31 protein-coding genes are annotated in these 21430 nt (G+C 33.6%); 3 read left to right on the top strand and 28 right to left on the bottom strand.

The genetic code is table 11. The features are described 5' to 3' along the window. Positions 1 to 14: 14 nt before the first annotated feature. From rpsM to rpsL, 28 genes are all read right to left on the bottom strand, one after another. Positions 15 to 380, bottom strand: coding sequence for a 30S ribosomal protein S13 (gene rpsM, locus ACMFBB_RS07095; RefSeq protein WP_093868897.1), 366 nt, complete (start codon positions 378 to 380; stop codon positions 15 to 17). Positions 381 to 382: 2 nt separating this feature from the next. Beyond that, the gene (ykgO, locus tag ACMFBB_RS07100; protein WP_010181906.1) at positions 383 to 499 is read right to left on the bottom strand and encodes a type B 50S ribosomal protein L36; all 117 of its coding nucleotides are present in this window, start codon (positions 497 to 499) and stop codon (positions 383 to 385) included. Positions 500 to 511: 12 nt separating this feature from the next. Further along, positions 512 to 727, bottom strand: coding sequence for a translation initiation factor IF-1 (infA, locus tag ACMFBB_RS07105; RefSeq protein WP_024740627.1), 216 nt, complete (start codon positions 725 to 727; stop codon positions 512 to 514). Between the two features lies 1 nt (position 728). Then, positions 729 to 2051 carry a preprotein translocase subunit SecY gene (gene secY, locus ACMFBB_RS07110; RefSeq protein ID WP_435264280.1) on the bottom strand — a complete coding sequence of 441 codons (1323 nt, stop codon included), beginning with the start codon at positions 2049 to 2051 and terminating at the stop codon, positions 729 to 731. Between the two features lie 14 nt (positions 2052 to 2065). Further along, positions 2066 to 2515 (bottom strand): 50S ribosomal protein L15, encoded by a 450-nt coding sequence (gene rplO / locus ACMFBB_RS07115; RefSeq protein ID WP_093868899.1) that lies wholly within the window; start codon positions 2513 to 2515, stop codon positions 2066 to 2068. Between the two features lie 13 nt (positions 2516 to 2528). Further along, complete coding sequence (gene rpmD, locus ACMFBB_RS07120; protein WP_435263738.1) at positions 2529 to 2711, bottom strand: 50S ribosomal protein L30; 183 nt, start codon at positions 2709 to 2711, stop codon at positions 2529 to 2531. Positions 2712 to 2722: 11 nt separating this feature from the next. Continuing rightward, positions 2723 to 3247 carry a 30S ribosomal protein S5 gene (rpsE, locus tag ACMFBB_RS07125; RefSeq protein ID WP_435264281.1) on the bottom strand — a complete coding sequence of 175 codons (525 nt, stop codon included), beginning with the start codon at positions 3245 to 3247 and terminating at the stop codon, positions 2723 to 2725. A gap of 8 nt (positions 3248 to 3255) precedes the next feature. Beyond that, on the bottom strand, positions 3256 to 3606 hold the full coding sequence (gene rplR, locus ACMFBB_RS07130) for a 50S ribosomal protein L18 (RefSeq protein ID WP_435263739.1): 351 nt from the start codon (positions 3604 to 3606) through the stop codon (positions 3256 to 3258). Positions 3607 to 3624: 18 nt separating this feature from the next. After that, a complete protein-coding gene (gene rplF, locus ACMFBB_RS07135; RefSeq protein ID WP_435263740.1) occupies positions 3625 to 4170 on the bottom strand; it encodes a 50S ribosomal protein L6 in 546 nt (181 codons plus the stop codon). A 15-nt stretch (positions 4171 to 4185) separates the two neighbouring features. After that, positions 4186 to 4584, bottom strand: coding sequence for a 30S ribosomal protein S8 (gene rpsH, locus ACMFBB_RS07140; RefSeq protein ID WP_431164446.1), 399 nt, complete (start codon positions 4582 to 4584; stop codon positions 4186 to 4188). A 343-nt stretch (positions 4585 to 4927) separates the two neighbouring features. Then, on the bottom strand, positions 4928 to 5197 hold the full coding sequence (gene rpsN / locus ACMFBB_RS07145; RefSeq protein ID WP_093868905.1) for a 30S ribosomal protein S14: 270 nt from the start codon (positions 5195 to 5197) through the stop codon (positions 4928 to 4930). Positions 5198 to 5200: 3 nt separating this feature from the next. Further along, entirely contained in the window at positions 5201 to 5752 is a 552-nt protein-coding gene (rplE, locus tag ACMFBB_RS07150) for a 50S ribosomal protein L5 (protein ID WP_093868906.1), read from the bottom strand. Positions 5753 to 5754: 2 nt separating this feature from the next. Beyond that, positions 5755 to 6063 (bottom strand): 50S ribosomal protein L24, encoded by a 309-nt coding sequence (rplX, locus tag ACMFBB_RS07155; RefSeq protein ID WP_093868907.1) that lies wholly within the window; start codon positions 6061 to 6063, stop codon positions 5755 to 5757. Between the two features lie 13 nt (positions 6064 to 6076). Beyond that, a complete protein-coding gene (gene rplN, locus ACMFBB_RS07160; protein WP_093868908.1) occupies positions 6077 to 6445 on the bottom strand; it encodes a 50S ribosomal protein L14 in 369 nt (122 codons plus the stop codon). A gap of 1 nt (position 6446) precedes the next feature. Beyond that, positions 6447 to 6704 (bottom strand): 30S ribosomal protein S17, encoded by a 258-nt coding sequence (rpsQ, locus tag ACMFBB_RS07165; protein ID WP_093868909.1) that lies wholly within the window; start codon positions 6702 to 6704, stop codon positions 6447 to 6449. Between the two features lie 18 nt (positions 6705 to 6722). Beyond that, positions 6723 to 6914, bottom strand: coding sequence for a 50S ribosomal protein L29 (gene rpmC / locus ACMFBB_RS07170; protein WP_093868910.1), 192 nt, complete (start codon positions 6912 to 6914; stop codon positions 6723 to 6725). 11 nt (positions 6915 to 6925) lie between these two features. Continuing rightward, positions 6926 to 7357 (bottom strand): 50S ribosomal protein L16, encoded by a 432-nt coding sequence (rplP, locus tag ACMFBB_RS07175; protein WP_093868911.1) that lies wholly within the window; start codon positions 7355 to 7357, stop codon positions 6926 to 6928. Positions 7358 to 7378: 21 nt separating this feature from the next. Continuing rightward, on the bottom strand, positions 7379 to 8095 hold the full coding sequence (gene rpsC / locus ACMFBB_RS07180; protein WP_093868912.1) for a 30S ribosomal protein S3: 717 nt from the start codon (positions 8093 to 8095) through the stop codon (positions 7379 to 7381). Between the two features lie 11 nt (positions 8096 to 8106). Beyond that, the gene (gene rplV, locus ACMFBB_RS07185; RefSeq protein ID WP_093868913.1) at positions 8107 to 8511 is read right to left on the bottom strand and encodes a 50S ribosomal protein L22; all 405 of its coding nucleotides are present in this window, start codon (positions 8509 to 8511) and stop codon (positions 8107 to 8109) included. 9 nt (positions 8512 to 8520) lie between these two features. After that, a complete protein-coding gene (gene rpsS, locus ACMFBB_RS07190; RefSeq protein WP_435264282.1) occupies positions 8521 to 8790 on the bottom strand; it encodes a 30S ribosomal protein S19 in 270 nt (89 codons plus the stop codon). A gap of 14 nt (positions 8791 to 8804) precedes the next feature. After that, positions 8805 to 9629, bottom strand: a complete 825-nt coding sequence (rplB, locus tag ACMFBB_RS07195; protein WP_093868915.1) for a 50S ribosomal protein L2 — start codon at positions 9627 to 9629, stop codon at positions 8805 to 8807. 11 nt (positions 9630 to 9640) lie between these two features. Further along, positions 9641 to 9931, bottom strand: a complete 291-nt coding sequence (gene rplW / locus ACMFBB_RS07200; RefSeq protein WP_435263741.1) for a 50S ribosomal protein L23 — start codon at positions 9929 to 9931, stop codon at positions 9641 to 9643. 7 nt (positions 9932 to 9938) lie between these two features. Then, positions 9939 to 10568: a 50S ribosomal protein L4 gene (gene rplD, locus ACMFBB_RS07205; RefSeq protein WP_435263742.1), complete on the bottom strand. Its 630-nt coding sequence runs from the start codon at positions 10566 to 10568 to the stop codon at positions 9939 to 9941. Then, positions 10568 to 11185, bottom strand: coding sequence for a 50S ribosomal protein L3 (rplC, locus tag ACMFBB_RS07210; RefSeq protein WP_435263743.1), 618 nt, complete (start codon positions 11183 to 11185; stop codon positions 10568 to 10570). Before rplC ends, rplD begins: the two co-directional genes overlap by 1 nt. A gap of 294 nt (positions 11186 to 11479) precedes the next feature. After that, positions 11480 to 11785: a 30S ribosomal protein S10 gene (gene rpsJ, locus ACMFBB_RS07215; protein WP_075342599.1), complete on the bottom strand. Its 306-nt coding sequence runs from the start codon at positions 11783 to 11785 to the stop codon at positions 11480 to 11482. A 5-nt stretch (positions 11786 to 11790) separates the two neighbouring features. Beyond that, entirely contained in the window at positions 11791 to 13908 is a 2118-nt protein-coding gene (gene fusA, locus ACMFBB_RS07220) for an elongation factor G (RefSeq protein ID WP_435263744.1), read from the bottom strand. A gap of 5 nt (positions 13909 to 13913) precedes the next feature. After that, complete coding sequence (rpsG, locus tag ACMFBB_RS07225; RefSeq protein WP_093868920.1) at positions 13914 to 14390, bottom strand: 30S ribosomal protein S7; 477 nt, start codon at positions 14388 to 14390, stop codon at positions 13914 to 13916. A gap of 32 nt (positions 14391 to 14422) precedes the next feature. After that, positions 14423 to 14797, bottom strand: coding sequence for a 30S ribosomal protein S12 (rpsL, locus tag ACMFBB_RS07230; RefSeq protein ID WP_093868921.1), 375 nt, complete (start codon positions 14795 to 14797; stop codon positions 14423 to 14425). Between the two features lie 174 nt (positions 14798 to 14971). Here rpsL and ACMFBB_RS07235 point away from each other — a divergent pair, with 174 nt between their 5' ends. The 3 genes from ACMFBB_RS07235 to ACMFBB_RS07245 all read left to right on the top strand — a co-directional run bounded on the left by ACMFBB_RS07235 (position 14972) and on the right by ACMFBB_RS07245 (position 21395). Further along, the gene (locus ACMFBB_RS07235) at positions 14972 to 16606 is read left to right on the top strand and encodes a hypothetical protein (protein ID WP_435263745.1); all 1635 of its coding nucleotides are present in this window, start codon (positions 14972 to 14974) and stop codon (positions 16604 to 16606) included. A gap of 145 nt (positions 16607 to 16751) precedes the next feature. After that, positions 16752 to 19895 carry a SusC/RagA family TonB-linked outer membrane protein gene (locus ACMFBB_RS07240; RefSeq protein WP_435263746.1) on the top strand — a complete coding sequence of 1048 codons (3144 nt, stop codon included), beginning with the start codon at positions 16752 to 16754 and terminating at the stop codon, positions 19893 to 19895. An 18-nt stretch (positions 19896 to 19913) separates the two neighbouring features. Continuing rightward, a complete protein-coding gene (locus ACMFBB_RS07245; RefSeq protein ID WP_435263747.1) occupies positions 19914 to 21395 on the top strand; it encodes a SusD/RagB family nutrient-binding outer membrane lipoprotein in 1482 nt (493 codons plus the stop codon). Positions 21396 to 21430 lie beyond the last annotated feature (35 nt).

The following is a 21430-nucleotide window of genomic DNA, read 5'->3' on the forward strand; positions in this document are numbered from 1 at the left end:
AAATAATCTAACGATTATTTTTTCTTGTTAGCTACAGTTTTTCTCTTACCTTTTCTTGTACGAGAGTTATTCTTAGTTCTTTGACCTCTTAATGGTAGTCCAAGTCTGTGACGAATACCTCTTTGACATCCGATATCCATTAAACGTTTAATGTTTAATTGAACTTCTGAACGTAACTCTCCCTCGATAGTGAAAGTTCCAACTTGCTCACGAATTGCTGCAATTTGATCATCAGTCCAATCTTGAACTTTGATACTCTCATCTATTTTTGCTTCTGCTAAAATATTTTTAGCTCTGCTTCTTCCTATACCAAAGATGTAAGTTAAAGCGATAACTCCTCTTTTATTCTTTGGAATGTCAATACCTGCGATTCTTGCCATAACTACCCTTGTCTTTGTTTAAATCTAGGATTCTTTTTGTTAATTACATATAATCTGCCCTTTCTGCGTACTATTTTGCAGTCGGCACTTCTTTTCTTTAATGATGCTCTTACTTTCATCAGTTTTGTTTTTTAATATCTGTAAGTAATTCTTGCCTTTGATAAATCATACGGACTCATTTCTAATTTCACTTTATCTCCAGGTAATAACTTAATATAATGCATGCGCATTTTTCCTGAAATGTGAGCCGTAACAATATGTCCGTTTTCTAATTCTACACGAAACATTGCATTCGATAATGCTTCTGTTATAGTCCCGTCTTGTTGAATTGCTGGTTGCTTAGCCATATTATTTTAATGATTTTCTGTTACTGTTACCTGTTTTCATTAAACCGTCATATCGACTGTTTAATAAGTATGAATTAATTTGCTGAATTGTGTCTATAGCAACTCCTACCATAATGATTAAAGATGTTCCTCCATAAAACATTGCCCAATTTTGAGTAACTCCAAATTTTACAATTATTGCAGGTAAAATAGATAAAGCAGCTAAAAATAGTGACCCTGGGAATGTTATTTTTGATAACACAGAATCTAAATAATTAGCGGTTTCTTCACCTGGCTTATAGCCTGGAACAAAACCATTACTTCTCTTAAGATCTTCAGCCATTTTATTAGTAGGTATAGTAATTGCCGTATAGAAATAACTAAATACGATAATTAAAACAGCAAATATTACATTATACCATAAACCGAAATTATCAGCTAAACTATTTAAAGCTGGATATTTTTGTCCTAATGCAACAGGTAAAAACATTATAGCTTGCGCAAATATAATTGGCATTACACCTGCAGCATTTAACTTTAATGGAATATACTGTCTAGCTCCATCAACGTCTTTAATGTTTGTAACTGCTGTACGGCGAGCATATTGTACTGCTACTTTACGAACTGCGGTAACTAATAATACGGTTAATAAAATTACAACGAACCAAACTATTAACTCAATTAAAATCATCATGATTCCTCCACCGCCAGCATTTTCTGTTTTAGAAAGTACTTCTTGTAAAAAAGCGACAGGAAAGTTAGCGATAATACCTACAGTAATTAATAACGAAATTCCGTTACCAACTCCTTTGTCAGTGATACGCTCACCTAACCACATAGCAAATATGGTTCCTGCTGTTAATAAAATCATTGATGAAATCCAAAAGGTAGCACCACCAACTAAAAAAGCTGATTCTGGTAAACCGAATTGGGTTTTAATTGCTGTGATATACGTTGGTCCTTGAACCAATGTAATTAAGATAGTTAACCATCTAGTAATTTGTGTAATCTTTTTTCTTCCACTTTCTCCATCTTTCTGTAGTTTTTGCAAATAAGGTACAGCAATACCCATTAACTGAACTACAATAGATGCAGAAATATAAGGCATTATACCAAGTGCCATTACTGACGCTCTAGCAAATGCTCCTCCTGTAAATGCGTTTAATAAACCTAAAAGACCTCCTCCAGCTTGATCTTTTAATGCTGTAAGCTGTGTAGGATCTATCCCAGGTAATGGAACAGCCGACATAAACCTGTAAACAGCAATTAAACCAATAGTTAAAATTATTTTTTCTTTTAACTCTTCAATTTTGAAAATATCTTTTAAAGTATTTATAAAATTCATCATTTACAGTTTTCTTATAAGGTAACCGCCTCGCCTCCAGCAGCCTCAATAGCAGCTTTAGCTGTAGCAGTAAATTTATGTACAGTAATATTTAATTTAGCTTTTAACTCTCCACCACCTAATATTTTAACTAAGTCGTTTTTACGAGCTAAACGGTTTTCTACTAAAACATCTAAACTAACAGTGTCAGTAATTTTTCCGCTATCTACTAAATTTTGTAATTTATCTAAATTAACACCAACATATTCTTTACGATTTATGTTAGTAAAACCAAATTTAGGCACACGTCTTTGAAGTGGCATTTGACCTCCTTCAAATCCTATTTTACGAGAATATCCTGAACGAGACTTTTGCCCATTGTGACCTCTTGTAGCGGTACCACCTTTACCAGAACCTTCACCACGTGCAATTCTCTTAACTTTTTTAACAGATCCCTCTGCCGGTTTTAAGTTGTGTAAACTCATGATTATTTATGTCTTATTTAACTTCCTCTACGGAAACTAAGTGTTTAATTGTATTTACCATACCAACTATAGATGGAGTTGCCTCGTGCTCTACAGTTTGGTTCATTTTACGTAAACCTAGTGCCTCTAACGTTCTTTTTTGATTTTTAAGGCGACCGATTTGACTTTTTACTTGTGTAACTCTAATTTTACTCATCGTCTTAAATTTTAACCGTTAAAAACTTTCTCTAAAGATATACCTCTTTGCTTAGCTATAGTTGCTGCACTACGTAATTGTAATAATGCATCAAAAGTAGCTTTAACCACATTATGTGGGTTAGATGACCCTTGAGATTTAGATAATACGTCTTTAATACCAACAGATTCTAATACTGAACGAACTGCACCACCGGCAATAACCCCGGTACCATGTGAAGCTGGCTTAATGAATACTTTCGCTCCACCAAACTTACCTTTTTGTTCGTGAGGTAAAGTTCCGTCTAAAATAGGAATACGAACTAAATTTTTCTTTGCATCCTCTACTGCTTTAGCAATAGCTGAGGCAACATCTTTAGACTTCCCTAATCCGTGACCTACAACTCCATTACCATCTCCAACAACTACGATTGCAGAGAAACCAAATGCTCTACCCCCTTTAGTTACTTTGGTAACACGTTGTACACCTACTAATTTATCTACAAGCTCTAATCCGCTTGGTTTTACTCTTTCTATGTTTTTATATCCTAACATAATATAATTTCTTAAAATTTTAAACCAGCTTCTCTAGCAGCGTCTGCTAATACTTTTACTCTACCGTGGTATAAATACCCATTACGATCAAAAGCAACCATTTTTACGCCAGCTTTAGTAGCTTTTTCAGCTATAGATTTACCTACTGCAGTTGCAGCTTCTGCTTTAGAACTTGATGCTATTTCTTTATCTCTTGACGATACAGATGCTAAAGTAACTCCTGCTACATCGTCAACTAATTGAGCATAAATTTCTTTGTTACTTCTAAAAACCGATAATCTTGGTTTTTCAGCAGTTCCTGTGACAATCTTTCTAATTCTATGCTTTATACGTTGTCTTCTTTCAAGCTTTGATAATGCCATAATAATTTATCTTATTTATTATGCAGATTTACCTGCTTTTCTTCTTAATACTTCTCCTACAAACTTAATACCTTTTCCTTTATATGGCTCTGGCCTACGGAAAGATCTAATTTTAGCGGCTACCTGACCAACTAATTGTTTGTCAAATGAAGATAACTTAATGATTGGGTTTTTACCTTTTTCAGATACCGTTTCAACCTTAACTTCTGGAGCTAAATTTAAAGTAATACTATGAGAAAAACCTAAAGCCAACTCTAATTTTTGACCTTGATTAGAAGCTCTATAACCTACACCAACCAACTCTAGTTCTTTAGTATAACCTTTACTTACTCCCTCAATCATATTATTAATTAAAGCACGATATAAACCATGGGCTGATCTATCGTCTTTACTTTCTGATGATCTTTCAACTGTTAAAATACCATCTTCAATTTTTGCAGTAATACCAGACTTTAACTCTTGAGTTAACTCACCTAATTTACCTTTAACTGTAACCACGTTTCCGTCTACTTTAACTTCAACACCTTGTGGTAATGCGATTGGATTTTTTCCTATTCTACTCATTTTACAAAATGCTTTTTAGTAAACGTAACATAAAACTTCTCCACCAACATTTTCTTGTCTTGCCTTCTTGTTTGTCATTACACCTCTTGATGTAGAAACAATAGCAATACCTAATCCGTTTAATACTCTTGGCATCTCTTTAGCGCCAACGTACTTACGTAAACCTGGTGTTGAAATTCTCTGAATTTTTCTGATTACTGATTCTTTTGTCTCTCTGTCATATTTTAAAGCAATCTTGATAGTTCCTTGAACTTTATCTTCATTGAACTGATAGCTTAAAACGTAACCTTGATCGAACAAAATTTTCGTCATTTCCTTCTTCAATTTTGAAGCAGGAATCTCTACTACTCTATGACCTGCTGCTATAGCATTTCTGACACGAGTAAGAAAATCCGCAATTGGATCTGTGTACATAATTAATTAATTTTCGGTTTTGGTTTTCAATAATCACTTTAATTGAACCTGAAACCAGTTAATATTCATTTTTTGTTTTTCAGAAGTAAAAAAACTTGCAAGGCTTTGCTATTTTACAAACAGTTACTTACAAGACGGTATTTACCCTATAAAAAACAGAGTGCAAATATACATAAACTTTTCGAAAAAAAAATCTTTTAGCCAATTATCGTTTTGACTTTGAATTTATTGACTACATTTTACCAGCTATTTAAGCTGATTAATCCCTAGAAAAATTGATTATAAAACAAAAAAAGGTGTATAATTTAAAATTATACACCTAGATTTATTAAGGTAAAATATATTACCAGCTTGCTTTTTTTACTCCCGGGATTAGCCCTTGATTAGCCATTTCACGGAAAGTTACACGTGAAATTCCGAACTGACGCATATACCCTTTTGGACGACCAGTTAATTTACAACGGTTGTGCTTTCTAATAGGTGATGCATTCTTTGGTAATTTTTGTAATGCTTCATAGTCTCCAGCTTCTTTTAAAGCTTTTCTCTTTTCAGCATACTTTTCAACCATTTTAGCTCTTTTGCGCTCACGCGCTTTCATTGATTCTTTAGCCATCTTTTAATTCTTTTTAAATGGTAAACCTAATTCTCCTAATAATGACTTTGCTTCTTTATCAGTATTTGCAGATGTTACGAAAGTAATATCCATTCCACTGATTTTTTTAACTTGGTCAATATTAATCTCTGGGTAGATGATTTGTTCAGTAATTCCTAAATTGTAATTACCTCTACCATCAAAACCATTTGCTTTAATTCCGTTAAAGTCTCTTACACGTGGTAAAGAAGCTGTTACTAAACGGTCTAAAAATTCATACATTACAACTCCTCTTAACGTAACTTTTGCTCCAATTGGCATACCTTTACGTAATTTGAAGTTTGCAACATCCTTTTTAGAAATTGTTGGAACTGCTTTTTGACCAGTAATTCTTGTTAACTCATCAATAGCATATTCAATTAATTTCTTATCTGCTATAGCTGCACCTACTCCTTTACTTACTACAATTTTTTGTAGTTTAGGAACTTGCATTACATTGCTATAACCAAATTCATCAGTAAGAGCTTTGATAACTCTGCTCTTGTACTCTTCTTTTAATCTTGGTACGTAACTCATGGTTATATTGCTTTATCTGATTTTTTTGAAAATCTTACTTTTTTATCTCCTTCTACTTTATATCCAACTCTAACAGCTTCGTTATTTTCAACTAAAGCTACATTAGATATATGTAAAGAAGCTTCCTTTTTTACAATTCCTCCTTGTGGATTTGTTGCACTAGGTTTAGTATGCTTAGAAACCATATTTACTCCCTCGACTACAACTCTATCTTTATCCTTAAGGATTTGTAAAACTTTACCTTCTGATCCTTTGTGATCTCCTGCTATTACTTTAACAGTATCTCCTGATTTGATTTTGAACTTCTTCATCTTAAATACGATATTAAAGCACTTCAGGTGCTAATGATACAATCTTCATAAACTGCTTCTCACGTAATTCACGAGCAACAGGTCCAAATACACGAGTACCTCTCATTTCCTCAGTAGGATTTAAAAGTACACAAGCATTATCGTCAAATCTAATATAAGATCCGTCTTTACGTCTAACTTCTTTCTTAGTACGAACAACAACTGCACGAGAAACTTGTCCTTTCTTTACAGTTCCGTTTGGAGTTGCAGATTTTACCGTAACCACGATTTTATCTCCAACGCTAGCGTAACGCTTTTTTGTTCCACCTAAAACTCTAATCACTAAAACTTCTTTTGCTCCAGTGTTATCTGCTACTTTTAATCTTGATTCTGTTTGTAACATATTATTTAGCTCTTTCTAGGATTTCTACTAATCTCCAACGCTTAGATTTACTTAATGGACGAGTTTCCATTATCTTTACAGTATCACCTTCGTTGCAATCGTTATTCTCGTCATGTGCAACATACTTCTTCGTTTTTAAAACGAACTTTCCGTACATTGGGTGCTTTACTCTTTTTACCTCATTAACAACGATAGATTTCTCCATTTTGCTACTAGATACAACACCTATTCTCTCTTTTCTAAGATTTCTTTTTTCCATCTTTAAAACTGACTAGAATTATTGTAATTCTCTTTTAGTTAATTCTGTAGCAATTCTTGCTACAGTTTTTCTTAAGCTTCTTAACTGCAATGGATTTTCCAATGGAGTTATGGCGTGAGCCATCTTAAGATCCGTATAATTTTTCTTTAACGCTACTAACTGTTCTTGTAAGTCTGCGATAGATAATTCTTTAATTTCTGATTGTTTCATTTTATATAGAATTAAGCGTTAAAATCAAAATCTCTTGCGATAACAAACTTCGTTTTTACTGGAAGTTTTTGAGCTGCTAAACGTAAAGCTTCTTTTGCAACATCCATTGGTACTCCACCAACTTCAAACAAAATTCTACCTGGCTTAACTACTGATACAAAATGATCAGGTGCTCCTTTACCCTTACCCATACGTACCTCTAAAGGCTTTTTAGTTATTGGCTTGTCTGGAAAAATTTTAATCCAAAGCTGCCCTTCTCTTTTCATATGACGAGTTGCTGCAATACGTGCTGCTTCAATCTGACGAGATGTAAGTAAATTCTGGTCTAAAGATTTAATCCCAAACATTCCATTTGAAAGTTGAGTACCTCTACCAGAGTTACCGCTCATATTTCCCTTACCCTTCTGGACTTTACGGAATTTTACTCTTTTTGGCTGTAACATGTGTAATTTCTTTTAAAAAAATTATTTTCTTCTGCGAGGTTGACGTTTTCCTCCTCCTTTGTTAGAATTTCCTTTTTGTTTAGATAATCCTACTAATGGAGATAGCTCACGTTTACCATAAACCTCACCTTTCATTATCCATACTTTCACACCAATTCTTCCGTATGTAGTATGCGATTCAACAAGTGCGTAATCGATATCTGCTCTAAAAGTAGAAAGAGGAATTCTTCCTTCTTTATAGTGCTCAGAACGTGCCATTTCAGCTCCATTTAAACGACCTGATAATTGGATTTTAATACCTTCAGCATTCATTCTAATTGCAGCAGCGATAGCCATTTTTGTAGCTCTCTTGTATGAAATTCTATTTTCAATTTGACGTGCAACACTTGCTGCAACTAATTTAGCATCTAATTCAGGACGCTTAATTTCAAAAATGTTGATTTGAACTTCTTTACCTGTAATTTTCTTAAGCTCTTCTTTTAACTTGTCTACCTCTTGACCTCCTTTACCAATAATGATACCTGGACGTGCAGTAGTGATAGTAACGGTTACAAGTTTTAAAGTTCGCTCTATTATTACACGAGAAACACTTGCTTTAGATAATCTAGCATAGATATACTTTCTTATCTTATCATCTTCAGCAATTTTATCTCCGTAGTCATTTCCACCATACCAGTTAGATTCCCATCCTCTGATAATTCCTAAACGATTTCCTATTGGATTTGTTTTTTGTCCCATTTCTACTTTGATTAATTACTTTTATTTTTAGCTCCTAACTCTAAAGTCACGTGATTAGAACGTTTTCTTATTCTATGTGCACGCCCTTGTGGAGCTGGTCTTAATCTTTTTAACATTCCTGCGCTATCTACACAAATAGATTTCACAAATAATCCAGCCTCTTCAATACTTGCATCTTCATTTTTAGCTTGCCAGTTTGCAATTGCAGACATTAACAATTTTTCTAAATTTCTAGATGCTTCTTTAGGACTAAACTTCAAGATTTGTAAAGCTTTTTCAACCTCTACTCCTCTTACCAAATCAGCCACCAAGCGCATTTTCCTTGGTGATGTAGGACAGTTAGTAAGCTTTGCAAAAGCTCTTTGCTTTCTCGCTTCTTTTAACTGTGTTGCCATGTTATGTTTACGACTTCCCATAATTTCCTACTATTTTTTACCTTTATTTTTTGCACCTGCGTGTCCTCTAAAAGAACGTGTTGGTGAAAATTCTCCTAATTTATGACCTACCATGTTTTCAGTAACATATACTGGAACAAATTGACGTCCGTTGTGAACAGCAATTGTTTGTCCAACAAAGTCAGGTGTAATCATACTTGCTCTTGACCAAGTTTTAATAACTGATTTACTTCCTGCTTCAACATTAGCCATCACTTTTTTCTCTAACTTGTAGTGAACGTAAGGTCCTTTTTTAATGATCTTGCCATGATTTATTATTTCTTTCTACGTTCTATGATATACTTGTTACTAGCTTTAGTCTTAGATCTAGTTTTGTATCCTTTAGCTGGTATACCATTTCTAGATCTTGGATGACCTCCTGATGAACGTCCTTCACCACCACCCATTGGGTGATCAACCGGATTCATTCTTACAGCATTAGTTCTAGGACGTTTACCTAACCATCTGCTTCTACCTGCTTTACCAGATACTAATAATTGATGATCTGAATTAGATACTACTCCTATAACAGCTTTACAAGTTAATAAGATTAATCTTGTTTCTCCTGAAGGTAATTTAACTGTAGCGTACTTACCATCTCTTGCCATTAATTGAGCAAAAGAACCAGCAGAACGAGCCATAACAGCTCCTTGACCTGGGTGTAATTCTATACATGAAATTGTTGTACCTAAAGGAATATCACTTAAATACATAGCGTTACCCACATCTGGAGTAGATTCTTTACCTGAAACGATAGTTTGACCTACTTTTAATCCGTTTTGTGCAATTACATAACGCTTTTCTCCATCAGCATAACTAACTAAGGCAATAAATGCAGTACGATTTGGATCATACTCTATAGTTTTTACTGTTGCAGGGATACCTTCTTTATCTCTTTTGAAATCGATAATACGGTATTTTTGCTTATGACCACCACCGATATTACGTGTAGTCATTCTTCCCTGATTGTTTCGACCTCCAGATCGTTTTTTCGGAGCTAATAAAGATTTCTCCGGCTTATCAGTAGTTATGGTGTCGAACCCATTTACTACTCTAAAACGCTGACCTGGTGTTATTGGTTTTAATTTTCTAACTGACATTCTGTCTTTTCTTAAAGATTGTTATAAAAATCAATAGTTTCTCCTTCTGCTAACTGAACAACGGCCTTTTTGTAACCACTAGTTAATCCAGATACTAAACCCTTTTTAGTGTATTTAGTTTTTCTTTCAGCTGGGTGATTCATAGTTCTTACAGCTGATACTGCAACACCATAAGTAGCTTCAATAGCTCCTTTGATTTCAACTTTGTTAGCTTTCTTATTTACAACAAATGTATAACGGTTATAGACCTCGCTATCATTTGTAGCTTTTTCCGTAATAATAGGTTTAATTAAAATACTCATTTCTTCCCTATTTACTTAAATTAGATTCAATTCCTTCTAATGAGCTTTCAGCTATAACTACTTTGCTTGCGTTTAAAACGTTATAAGTATTAATACCTGTAGCATTTACAACTTTAGATTTTTTTAAGTTTCTTGATGATAAGTAAACATTTTTACTTTCTTCAGTTAAAACAAATAAAGATTTCTTTGAATCTAATTCTAAAGCTTTTAATACATTAATAAATTCTTTAGTTTTTGGAGCTTCAAAATTGAAATCTTCAACAACTACTAAATTATTATCTTTAGCTTGGATACTTAAAGCTGACTTACGAGCTAAACGCTTTAAGTTTTTATTTAATTTGAAAGAATAGTTTCTTGGTCTTGGTCCGAACATACGTCCTCCACCTCTGAAAACACCAGACTTGATAGAACCTGCTCTTGCAGTACCAGTTCCTTTTTGTTTCTTTATCTTTCTTGTACTACCTGCTATTTCAGCTCTTTCTTTAGATTTATGAGTACCTTGTCTTTGGTTAGCCAAATACTGCTTAACATCTAAATAAATTGCGTGATCGTTTGGTTCAATTCCGAATACTTCGCTAGAAAGTTCAACTTTTCTACCAGTATCTTTTCCTGTAATATCTAATACTGCTACTTTCATTATTTCTCAATAGTTACATAAGAGTTCTTGTGTCCTGGAATTGCTCCTTTAACAACGATTAGGTTCTTTTCAGGAACCACTTTCAATACTCTTAAATTTTGAACTTTTACATTATCTCCTCCCATACGTCCTGCCATTCGCATTCCTTTAAATACTCTTGCAGGGTATGAAGCAGCACCAATAGAACCTGGCGCTCTTAAACGGTTATGCTGACCGTGAGTTGCTTGTCCAACTCCAGCAAATCCATGGCGCTTTACAACACCTTGAAATCCTTTACCTTTTGAAACTCCTGATACATCTACAAACTCTCCTTCTGTAAAATACTCAACAGTAACTGAATCTCCTAATTTGTACTCTTCTTCGAATCCTTGAAATTCAATGACTTTTCTTTTAGCAGTTGTGCCAGCTTTTTTAAAGTGACCATCTAAAGCTTTATTTGAGCTTTTTGCTTTTTTGTCATCGAAACCAAGTTGTAACGCGTTATAGCCGTCAACCTCTTCGGTTCTGACTTGGGTAACGACGCAAGGACCTGCTTCGATTACTGTACAAGGAATATTCTTCCCGTTTTCATCGAATAAGCTGGTCATTCCTACTTTTCTTCCTATTAACCCAGACATATTTGTTAATTTTCAGACGATAGATCTATTTTATCCAGCGCGTCTATTAATATAAATTGTTTGAAACAAATGTTTCATTTTGACATTACCTTCAAGTTTAACGTAAAAAAAAAGAGCATAAACACTTTTAGCTCTAACTATTATGTGTTTAACCGTTTTTCCCTTGCGAAACCCTCAGGACATGTCTTTTTTCCATTAAAAAACAGAAAATGTTTCGAAATACTTAAATTTCGGTGTGCAAAAGTAAAAAAAACTTTCGGCTTAAAAAAATTAAACCGAAAGTTATTGATTTACTTATACTTTAATCTCAACTTCAACCCCACTTGGTAATTCAAGTTTCATTAAAGCATCAATAGTTTTTGAAGAAGAACTATAAATATCTAACAAACGCTTGTAAGCAGATAATTGAAATTGTTCTCTTGATTTTTTGTTTACGTGTGGTGAACGTAATACTGTAAAAATCTTTTTATGAGTTGGTAATGGAATTGGCCCATTTACAACCGCTCCAGTACTTTTCACTGTCTTTACGATTTTCTCAGCAGATTTATCTACTAAATTATAATCGTAAGATTTTAATTTTATTCTAATTTTTTGACTCATCTTAATTAACCTTTTGCGTTTGCAATTACCTCTTCTGAAATATTATTTGGAGTTTCTGCATAATGAGAAAATTCCATAGTTGAAGTTGCTCTACCTGAAGACATTGTTCTTAATGCTGTAACATAACCAAACATTTCTGATAATGGTACTAAAGCTTTTACAACTTTAGATCCTGCACGATCACTCATGTCAGACACTTGACCACGTCTTCTATTTAAATCTCCTACAATATCTCCCATATTTTCTTCAGGAGTCAATACTTCTAATTTCATCAACGGCTCCATGATCTTAGCTCTTGCAGCTTTTGCAGCAGCTTTATAACCCATTTTTGCAGCTAACTCAAAAGATAATTGATCAGAATCCACAGGGTGGAAAGACCCGTCTTTTAAGGTAACTTTCATAGAATCCATTTCGTAACCAGCCAAAGGCCCATTCTTCATTGCTTCTTTGAATCCTTTTTCTACAGAAGGCACAAATTCTTTAGGAACATTACCACCTTTGATTATAGACTCAAATTGTAATCCTTGAACACCTTCATCTGCAGGCTCCATAGTAAATACAATATCAGCAAATTTACCACGTCCACCAGATTGTTTCTTATAAACCTCTCTATGATCAGCACTTGCAGTAATAGCTTCTTTGTATTCTACCTGAGGTTGCCCTTCGTTAACCTCTACTTTAAATTCACGTTTTAAACGATCAACAATAATATCAAGGTGTAACTCTCCCATTCCTGAGATAATAGTTTGTCCTGAAGCCTCATCTGTTCTTACAGTAAACGTTGGATCTTCTTCTGCTAATTTAGCTAAAGACATCCCTAATTTATCTACATCAGCTTTAGTTTTAGGCTCAACCGCAATACCAATTACTGGGTCTGGGAAATCCATAGACTCTAACACGATAGGGTGTTTTTCGTCTGATAATGTATCCCCTGTCTTAATTGACTTAAATCCTACAGCAGCACCAATATCACCAGCTTCGATGAAATCAATTGCATTTTGCTTGTTAGCATGCATCTGATAGATACGAGAAATACGTTCTTTTTTACCTGAACGGTTATTTAAAACATAAGATCCTGCATCTAAACGACCTGAATAAGATCTAAAGAAAGCTAAACGCCCTACAAAAGGATCCGTAGCAATCTTAAATGCTAAAGCAGCGAAAGGTTCTTTTACATCTGGTTTGCGAGTAAGCTCTTCACCATTTTCAGGATTAGTCCCAACAATAGCATCTTTATCTAATGGAGAAGGTAAATAACGACATACAGCATCTAATAAGAACTGAACACCTTTGTTTTTAAACGCTGAACCACAAATCATAGGAATGATTGACATATCCATTACAGCAGCACGAAGAGCAGCATGCACTTCTTCTTCTGTAATAGAATCTTCATCTTCCATATATTTTTCTAAAAGGTTTTCATCATAAGCAGCAACTTCTTCAATAAGTTTACCACGTAATTCTGAAGCTTCTTCTTTTAACTCTTCTGGAATATCAATAATATCAAAAGTAGAACCTTGAGTAGCATCATGCCATACAATAGCACGATTCTTTACTAAATCTACAATACCTTTAAAATCCGCTTCATCACCAATATTCATTACAATTGGTACAGCATTAGACTTTAACATATCTTTCACCTGCTGACAAACAGCCATAAAGTTAGCACCTTGACGATCCATTTTGTTAACGAATCCAATACGAGGAACTTTATAGTTATCTGCTAATCTCCAGTTAGTTTCAGATTGAGGTTCAACACCATCCACTGCACTAAATAAGAAAACTAATCCATCAAGTACTCTTAATGAACGGTTTACCTCTACCGTGAAATCAACGTGACCTGGAGTATCAATAATATTAAAGTGATATCCTTTAGTATCTTTTGTAGGCTCTCCGTTTTCAACTGGAAACTTCCATTCACAAGTGGTAGCAGCAGAAGTAATTGTAATACCTCTTTCCTGCTCTTGTTCCATCCAGTCCATAGTTGCAGCACCATCATGTACCTCACCTATCTTATGACTAACACCTGTATAATACAATACACGCTCAGTCGTAGTAGTCTTACCTGCATCAATATGCGCAGCAATACCAATATTTCTAGTATATTTTAAATCTCTAGCCATTTCTATTAAAATCTGAAGTGTGAGAACGCTTTATTTGCCTCAGCCATTTTGTGAGTATCAGTACGTTTTTTAACTGCAGCACCTTCTTCTTTAGCAGCTGCTAAAATCTCAGAAGCTAAACGTTGTGCCATAGTTTTTTCATTACGCTTACGCGCATAAGAAACCATCCATTTAATAGCCATAGATACTTTACGGTCTGGACGAATTTGCATTGGAATTTGGAATGTTGCTCCACCTACACGACGAGAACGAACTTCTACGTGTGGCATCACATTTGACAAACCATCCTTCCAAATCTCTAAAGCTGACTTTTCCTCGTCAGTTTTCTTTTCATTTACGATATCAATTGCATCGTAAAAAACTTTGAATGCTACAGATTTCTTACCATCCCACATTAGGTTATTCACAAAACGTGTCACTAATTGGTCATTAAACCTTGGATCTGGTAATAAAACTCTTTTTTTAGCTCTTCTTTTCCTCATGTCTTTACATTAAAAAAGTTACTATCTTAAATTTACTTTTTTGGGCGTTTTGCTCCGTATTTTGATCTACGTTGAGTTCTTCCCTCAACTCCAGCTGTATCTAATGCTCCACGAACAATATGATACTTAACACCTGGCAAATCTTTTACCCTTCCACCTCTAACTAATACTATCGAGTGCTCTTGTAGGTTATGTCCTTCTCCTGGAATATACGCATTGATTTCATTACCATTTGTTAATCTAACACGCGCTACTTTACGCATAGCTGAGTTAGGTTTTTTTGGTGTGGTAGTGTAAACACGCGTACAAACTCCACGTCTTTGAGGACATGCCGATAAAGCAGCCGATTTACTCTTCTTAGTTATTTTGGTTCTTCCTTTACGAACTAATTGTTGAATAGTTGGCATACTAATTAATTACTATTTTTCGTTTGTACTAATAATTTCTCTTAATTTCTAAGAGTGCGCAAATGTACGATTAATTTCTAATTATTCAAATATCAGTCAGTTATTTTTAATCAACAACTCAGTATTTCCTTAAATACTTAATATTAAATGTATTTTAGCTAAAAAAACTTTACATTGAAAAGACATTCCAGAACATATATTCTACTCATTTTTTTGCATTTTTTATCTAAATCAGTTTCAGCTCAAGAATTAAATTTAAAAATATCTTCAAAAGACTCTATTGAAAATGAAATACTAAAGAAAATAGACTTTAAACTGAAGCACTTTTCAAAAAAAACCATGCTTGAGGAAATAGAAAAAATTTCAGACAAGCTTAAATCAATAGGCTATTTCAACCATGATTATTCTTTTAAAGTTGAAAATAATAATTTCAATTATTACTTTAATCTTAAAAAGAAAACAAACACAGTTGTTCTTCTCCAGAAAAAAACTCACATTAAATTAAAAATACAAGAACTGAAACAATTTTTAAAAAATGAAACTGCAAAACTAGACAACCAAGGCAATTCTTTCTCATCTATAAAACTTGAAAACATACTGTTAAGAAAAGATACATTATATGCTCATTTAAAAACTAGAATTCTAAAAAAACGATTCATTGATAAAGTTATAATTAAAGGATATGACGAATTTCCTGAATCGTACATAGAAAATTATTTTTCAATTAAAAAAGAAACGACCGTAAGTAAAAGAAAAATTTCAGAAATAGATAACAAAATTAAATCATTACAATTTGTTAAACCTATAAAAAAACCAGAACTTTTATTCAGTAAAGATTCTACAGTTTTGTATTTGTATTTAAAAAAAGAAAATAAAAGCAATTTTGACGGGTTAATAAACTTTACCTCTGAAGAAAACAAAAAGGGAATTAAACTAAACGGACATGTCAACCTACTACTTAACAACACATTAAATTCGGGTGAAACTTTTGAAGTTTCATGGAAGTCATTTAACAGAACAAATCAATCTTTAAAATTATTTGCAAAAACCCCATATTTATTCAACACCCCGCTAACCCCAAGCTTTTCATTTGAACTTCACAAACAAGATTCAACTTTTTTAAACTCCACATTAAATTCAAAAATAGCTTACACATTAAATTACAAATCAAATTTAGCTATATCATACAACGAAACCAACTCAACAAACACATTACAAGTAAAAGATAAACTTGATGTAAATGATTATTCAAATTACTTTTTGGGCTTATCGTATGATTATGAAATAAAAAATAACCAATCGATATTCTCAAGTAAAAAGTTTCATTTTAAAATCTCTCCTTTATTTGGAAGTAGAAGGTCAAAAACTAATCATCAAAAACAATTAAAAATTAAATCCGAAATAGAAAACATTTTTAAAATAAATAATCGAAATTCAGTATACATAAAAAATGAAATAGGCTATTTAAACTCTAAAAATTATTTAATTAATGAACTTTTTCGAATAGGAGGTCCAACAACTATTAGAGGATTTAACGAACAAAGTTATTTCGCAAAACAATACACATTCATAAACGCAGAGTATCGGTATAAATCATCAAAAACATCGCAACTGTATGCTTTACTTGACTATGCATACTTAATGGAACTAAACAACAACAAAAACAACCTAACCAGCTTAGGAGCAGGCTATAAGCAACTATTAAAAAACACATTAATAAACATAGAGTTTTCTTTAGGAAAATCAAAAAACAGTAACTTTAACTTCGATAATTCTTTTCTTTCATTAAAATTATCTAATTATTTTTAATAAAGTTAAAAAAAAGCTCACAATACCCCAAAAGCATTAGCGAAATTGAAAAATTGTCAATTTAATTAATAATTAGTTAACAATTTAGTTGTTTTTTTAAGTTTAATTTAAGACTTTTGACGCAATTAATTCAAACAATTACGCAATGAAAACAAAGTTTAATGGAATTTTAACGCTACTGTTAGCGTTGGTTGTGCAAATTTCTTTTGCACAAGAAAAAACAATTTCAGGTACTGTTTCCGATGAATCTGGACCTTTACCTGGAGTTTCTGTACTTAAAAAAGGGACTACCCTGGGTACAGAGACAGATTTTGACGGTAAATACTCAATAAAAGCTAAAGAAGGTGACATCCTTGTTTATAGTTTTGTTGGAATGAAAAATACTGAAAAAATTGTAGGTGCTTCAAGCACTATTGATGTGAAACTAGAAAATGATAATCTTTTAAATGAAGTTGTAGTAACAGCATTAGGTATTAAAAGAGAGGCAAAAAGTTTAGGTTTTGCTCAACAAACTGTAAAAGGTGAACAACTTACTCAAACCAGAGAGGTAGATATTAATAACTCTATCGCAGGTAAAGTCGCTGGTGTTCAAATGTTAGGTGCTCCAAGTTCTGGATTTGGAAATGCTTTAATTCGTTTAAGAGGTGAGAGTGCTTTACTTTATGTTGTTGATGGTGTGAAAATTGACAATTCTGCTGACATCAACGTTGATGATGTTGAAAGTCTTAACGTTCTTAAAGGTAGTGGTGCTACAGCATTATACGGACCTATTGGTAAAAATGGGGTTGTTGTAATAACAACTAAAAGAGCTAAAAACGGAAAAACATCTTTCGTTATCGATCAAGCTTTACAAGTTTCTAACGTATATATCTTACCTGAATACCAAAATGAATATGGTGGTGGATACTCACAAACTTTTTCTACTTTAAACGGTCAAAACATTCCTAATTACGCTGCTGATGAGTCTTGGGGACCTAAATTAGATGGTACAATGGTTAGACATTGGGATAGCTGGATTCCTGGATCTTCAGAATATGGTAAATTAAGACCATGGTCTGCTAACCCAGATAACGTAAGAAACTTTTTTAACACTGGAATCACAAACAATACAACATTATCTTTCTCTAAAGGAGGTGACGGTTACAATGTTAAAACTATTTTAAGAAATGTTGACATCGAAGGTGTTTTACCAAACTCTAAAAGAAGCTTAAAGCAAGTAAGTGCTAGTGCTAGTTTTGATGTGTCTGATAAGCTTGAAGTTTATACAAACATCAACTACCAATACAGAACTACACTAAACGACCCTACTGGTGGGTATGGAAGTGTTGCTTCTAACTTCAACCAATGGTTCCAAAGACAATTGGATATGGATAGATTAAGAGATTCATATTTCCAAGGAGGTAAGTTTTATACATGGAATCTTAGAAGTACTTCTAATACAAATCCACTATATTGGGATTCTCCTTATTTTGAAACTAATCAAAATATTAAAAACGAAACTAAAAATGCTGTTTATGGTAATGTAGGAATTAATTACAAGATTACTGATAATATTACGTTAAATACAGAAATCAGAAGAACCGTAAACACATACAAAAGAGATAGAAGAGTTGCTTTTGGAGGATTAAATCAGACATATTTTGAAGAAAGAGATCGAACAGTTAGCTCTACTGAATTTTTTGCAATGGCTACTTACAACAAAGACCTTACAGACAATTTAGATTTAACTGCTTCTGTTGGTACTGAATTAAGACAATGGCAAGAAAGATACATTGAGGGACAAACTAGTGGAGGTTTAACTATCCCTGGAGTATATACAGTAGCTTCTTCTAAAGATAGACCTACTTATACAAACAGAGAGTGGAATAGCAAAAACAGAGGTATATTTGCAACTGCTTCTCTTGGATATAATGACATACTTTACTTAGATGGAACAGTAAGATCTGACTGGAACTCAACTGCAAACCCTGATGACAATAGAGTATTGACGTATGGAGGTTCGTTAAGTTTCATATTTAACAAATTAATTAACTTTGAAGAATTAAGCTTTGGTAAATTACGTATTGGTTATGCTGAAGCACCGGATTTCCCAAATATTAATGCTACTAAAAACGTATATCAAACTGGAAACTCTTTAAATGGTGTTGTACCATTTTTCCCTTCGGCTACACAAGCTAACGCTAGTATTCAAGGAGGTATAAGACAAGAGTTTGAGATTGGAACTGAATTAAAATTCTTTGGAAATAGATTAGGTTTAGACTTTACGTATTTTGACAGAAAAGATATCAACTTACCTATTGACATTCCTTTATCAGGAGCTACTGGATACAACGCGTCTACAGTAAATTCGGGTAAATTCTCATCTAAAGGTATAGAGGTGGCGTTAAACGGTACTCCTATTAAAAATGAAAACTTTTCATGGGATATTGGTTTAAACTTTGCAACTTTAAAAAGACAAGTAGATGAATTATATGTTAATCCAACAACTGGAGAAGCAATTACAACTGACGTACTAGACGGTTCTTGGAGAGGTTTAACTATTGAGGCTAGAGTTGGTGAGGAATATGGAGCTATTTATGGTAGAAAAATCAAAAGAGATGCTAACGGTAAAATGTTATTAAGTAGTACTGGTAGTATCCAATTTGATCAAAACCAATATTTGGGTAATTTGTTACCAGACTTTACCGGAGGTTTAACTAATTCATTTAACTATAAAGGATTTAACTTATCTTTTAGTCTTGACTTCCAAAAAGGCGGGAAATTTTTCTCTGTTACACAAATGTTTAACAACTATGCAGGTTTAGGTGTTGCTACAGTAGGAGATAATGCTAAAGGAAACCCTGTAAGAGACCCATTAGTTGACGCTAGCGGTGCAGTTGCATCAGGAACTTCATTAAACGCTAATAATGTATCTAATACAACTGGGGGTGTTTTAGTAGAAGGTGTTGATGTTAATTCTGGAACTCCTGCTTCTTACTATGTAGATAGCCAAACTTATTGGAAAAGACTATTTGCTTTACACGAAAGATGGATTTATGATGCTTCTTATGTTAAGTTAAGACAATTATCATTAGGATATACATTCCCTAACAAAATTTTTGAAAACACTCCTATAGAAACTATTTCAGTTAATGCTTATGCTAATAACTTGTGGTTGATTTATTCTAGTGTTGATGGTGTTGATCCTTCAGAGATTGAAAATGTAAACAATGCAGGTTTAAGATGGGAAGAAGGTGGACAATTACCAAGTAGTAGAACTTTTGGTATGAATATTAAAGTTAAATTTTAATTAAAATTTTAAGAAAAAATGAGAAAAAATGTATATAGAGCTCTGGCATTGGCTACCTTTTTGGTGGTAGGCTATAGCTGTGAATCATACGACTTTGGTAATACTGATGACAACTTGAATAATCCATCAGCGGTTATACCATCATCTTTACTTACGGCAAGTCAAGCAAAATTAGTTGGAGCTTTAAGCTTATCTGGAACTCCTACGCCTTCATTATACGTTCAACATTTATCACAAACTCAATATACTGAAGAGTCTAGATACCAAACTATTAATTTTGCTTGGGCCATAGATGGTAGTGGTACAGGACAACAAGGTAGGGTAGGAATTTACAATAAACCTGTTTTAGCTCTTCAAACAATTATAGATGCTAATACTAATAGTCCAGTTGAAATGGCTGCTTTTGGATCTAACAGTAACCAAATTGCTGTTGCAAGAATCTTAAAAGCATACTACTTTCAATGGATGACCGACAGATGGGGGATGTTACCTTATTCTGAAGCATTAGGAGGTGTAGATAATCCCAATCCTAAATATGATACTCAAGAGTTTATTTATAAAGATTTATTTAAAGAAATAGATGAAGCTCTTGCACAAATAGATGGTGGTGCAGGTCCTTCTGGAGATACTTTTTTCGGAGGAGACATGGCTAAATGGAAGAAGTTTGCTAATACGTTAAAAATGAACATGGCAATTCGTTTAGCTAAAGTATATCCAAATTCAGGTGATTATGCAGCTACAATGTTTAATCAAGCTATGCCTGGAGCAATTGCCTCTACTAGTGAGAATATTATGTTTGAATGTGTTGCTGATGATCAGTATGATAATCCTTACCAGGATGATTATGTTGATGCTGGTAGAACTGATGAATGCTTAAGTGATGTTTTAGTTAACAGATTACAAGCTTTAAATGACCCTCGTTTACCAAAATTCGGTGCACCCGCAGCTTCTACAGGAACTTATGTAGGTTTACAGTATGGTTGGCAAGGAGCTGGATCAGTACCTAATGCTGACGTTTCTTTTATGAACGACGACTTGATTAAAAATGGAACTAAATCATTACCTATGTTCACATTTGCTCAAGTTTCATTTAACAAAGCGGAAGCTGCTAAGTTAGGATGGATTTCTGGAACTGTTCAGTCTTACTACGAAGATGGTGTTAAATCTTCTTTAGAGCAATGGGGGGTATCTTCTGCAGATGCAACTACTTATTTAGGAGTTGCTGGTGTTGCTTATGACGCTGCAAATGATATGAATCAAATAGCTGAGCAAAAATGGATTTCTTTATTCTACCAACCTTACGAAGCTTGGGCTGAATGGAGAAGGTTAGATTTTCCTGTATTAACACCTGCTGTTGATGCATTAAATGGTACAAATCAAATTCCTACAAGACATGCTTATCCTTCAACGGAGCCTAGTCAAAACAAAAGTAGCTATGACGCTGCTGTTGCTGCGCAAGGTGCTGATGGCCTATTCACAAAATTGTGGTGGGATCAATAAAAATATAAAAATTGTATAATTTTTAAGACTACCTT

The sequence above is a fragment of the Tenacibaculum sp. nBUS_03 genome, from assembly GCF_051201695.1.
Taxonomy (GTDB): domain Bacteria; phylum Bacteroidota; class Bacteroidia; order Flavobacteriales; family Flavobacteriaceae; genus Polaribacter.